This is a genomic window from Thermoanaerobaculum aquaticum (genome assembly GCF_000687145.1).
GTDB classification, from domain to species: Bacteria; Acidobacteriota; Thermoanaerobaculia; order Thermoanaerobaculales; family Thermoanaerobaculaceae; genus Thermoanaerobaculum; species Thermoanaerobaculum aquaticum.
On record NZ_JMFG01000063.1, the window covers coordinates 1 to 1,168 of the forward strand.

At 56.8% G+C, this 1,168-nt stretch carries 1 protein-coding gene and 1 pseudogene; one reads left to right on the top strand and one right to left on the bottom strand.

What is annotated here, in order from left to right:
• Positions 1 to 483 (top strand): annotated as a pseudogene (locus EG19_RS12030) (hypothetical protein); the annotation flags it as partial.
• Between the two features lie 111 nt (positions 484 to 594).
• Here EG19_RS12030 and EG19_RS13830 read toward each other — a convergent pair.
• Positions 595 to 1,168 (bottom strand): hypothetical protein (locus EG19_RS13830; protein WP_038050620.1); only part of this gene is annotated, 574 nt, incomplete at its 5' end.

A 1,168-nucleotide genomic window follows, 5' to 3' on the forward strand; every position in this document is an offset into this window, starting at 1 on the left:
CACCCGATCGATTACCTTACGATCATTCCCAGCGAGAGCGGAGCTCTCGGTTTCGTCGGGCTAAGCGTGGACGAGAGACGGCACCGGCTGACCCGCCGTGATGTAAAACGGAAGCTGGTTGTCTACCTTGCCGGCCGCGAGGCGGAAAGGATGGGGGCCGTATCCTCCGACGAGGTTTCCACCGGCGCCGCGAGCGATTTGGAATCGGCGAGCGCTTTGGCTTGGCGGGCGGTGACGCAATGGGGCCTCGATGAAGAGTTTGGTCCCCTGGTGCTCAGCCAGTGTCCACCGGAGGCGCGCTCGAATCTCGCTGCTCAGGCTGGGGAGCGTGTCCAGGCTTGGCTGAATGGAGCGCAAAAGCGCGCCATCCAAATACTTCAGCAAAACCGCTCCCTGCTTGAAGAATTGGCCAACCACTTGCTTGAAAAGGAGGCTCTGGAGAGAGAAAGCATTCAGAAGCTCCTCGAGAAACGCGCTCGTTAAACCGAGGGCGTGTGACGGGCCAGTTGGGGAAGTGCAGTTGGCTAAAGAATACCTGCCTGGATCGCGCTTGAATCAGCAGGCTAGTAAGTCATAGTCCCTTTATCTTTTGGACTACCGACTAGCTGGTCCTGGACGAATGGCGCTGTCCTGGGGGAGTAGTGTCTTTTTTGAAAGGTCCCATTTGATGTAAGGGGGGTTCTCGCCCTGATTTTGCTTTTCCTGCAAATGGGTGGGAAGTTTGGTAAGGGTGAAGCGTAGCTTGTATTCGCGGAATGGAGACCCTTCGTCCCATACTTCCTCGGGGCCTTCGATTCTCAAGTCCGGAGAAATCTCCAACCTCCCGATTTCCCCGGCCATCTGGCCGCCAAGCTGCAAGCCCCAGTTACGAATGTCGCCTTCGCTAACGAGCGGGGCGCGCTGACAGGTCATGACTTCTACTGGTCTTCCGTCCAATTCGAACCAAAAGCTAACAGTGAGACGCTTGGGAAGCTGGTTAAGGAAATCCTGCTTGAGTTCGCCGTACCACACAAGGATGGCTACCGCCAGGGTGGCAACAGTAGCGGCGGGCTCAAGCCAATCCCACATGGTCTTGCGAAAAGGCACCAAAAACAACGATACGAGAAGCAAAGCGCCTAGAGCAACGAGGATACGCAATCGCTGGGTGGCCCAGGCGAACTTAGCCAGG